The sequence below is a fragment of the Intrasporangium chromatireducens Q5-1 genome (genome assembly GCF_000576575.1).
In the GTDB taxonomy this organism is placed as follows: domain Bacteria; phylum Actinomycetota; class Actinomycetes; order Actinomycetales; family Dermatophilaceae; genus Intrasporangium_A; species Intrasporangium_A chromatireducens.
Genome location: NZ_AWQS01000483.1, coordinates 1 through 1,201 on the forward strand (window position 1 = coordinate 1; position 1,201 = coordinate 1,201).

1 protein-coding gene and 1 pseudogene are annotated in these 1,201 nt (G+C 62.4%); both read left to right on the top strand.

What is annotated here, in order from left to right:
- A pseudogene (locus N864_RS25295) lies at positions 1–390 on the top strand (hypothetical protein); the annotation flags it as partial.
- On the top strand, positions 387–1,201 hold an 815-nt coding region (locus tag N864_RS22380), incomplete at its 3' end, for a GIY-YIG nuclease family protein (RefSeq protein WP_034722788.1). The pseudogene N864_RS25295 and the gene N864_RS22380, both read left to right, overlap by 4 nt.

A 1,201-nucleotide genomic window follows, 5' to 3' on the forward strand; every position in this document is an offset into this window, starting at 1 on the left:
TGCCCGGTTAACTTCGAAGAGCCGGTTTACGTTGGCCGCGCCGCGCCCGGCACGGGAAATAAGGACACCTATCCCCATCGGATCATCAGCACTCCCTTCCTTGGCGAGAGCGGGAGCATCTCCTCCGAGACGTACCTCTGCATCGGAACCTTCGATACACGAGGAGAGGCGGAGAGCGCGCTGTCGTACCTCCGCTGCCGTCTGACGCGCTTTCTCATCCTCCTTCACAAGCCCTCGCAGGACACCACGCGGAAGGTCTATGCCTTCGTTCCGACCCAGGATTGGACGCGAGACTGGAACGATCATGATCTTTACGAGAAGTACGGACTCTCGGAAGACGAGATCGACTTCGTCGAGCGGATCGTTCGCCCGATGGAGGCGGACGAGTGAAGCGGGAGATTGACGAACTCCTCCCCAAGAAGCCCGAGGCGCGACTGCGAATCTACGCATGGTCGCCGAACGACCCACCAGTCGGCTACGCGGGGCTTCTCAAGGTGGGCCAGACGACGAAGGCGGATGTGAACGCGCGCATCCGCGAGTCTCAGGGGCAGATGCAGCAGGCATACACGCTGCACGTTGATGAGCTCGCCGAACGAGGCGACGGGACGGTGTTTCGCGACTCAGATGTGCGCCAACGGCTGATCGACAAGGGCTTCGAGAACCCGATCTTCGGCTCAGCGCGAGAGTGGATGTGGTGCACCCCAGACGATGTGCGCACGGCGATCACTGAGCTTCGCACAGGCGTGAAGCTCAGTGGAACCCATCATGAGAAGTTTCCGATGCGCCCGGAGCAAGCCAGCGCCGTGGACAAGGCCGAGGGCTACTACAAGTCCATCTGGGCCGAGGACTCTCACGCGGTGCCACGGTTCCTGTGGAACGCCAAGATGCGCTTCGGGAAGACCTTCGCCTCCTACCAACTCGCGAAGCGGCTCGGCGCCAAACGCATCCTCGTGGTCACCTTCAAGCCCGCAGTGGAGGACGCCTGGCAGACCGACCTGGAGTCTCACGCCGACTTCGACGGCTGGCAGTACCTCTCCTCGGCCACCGGGGGCAGCCCAGATGAGGCGGACAAGACTCGGCCACTGGTCTACTTCGGATCGTTCCAGGACCTGCTCGGGCGAGATCGGAAGACCGGCCTCATCAAGGCGAAGAACGAGTGGGTCCACACCACTAACCTCGATCTTGCATGGGGCCCGGGGAG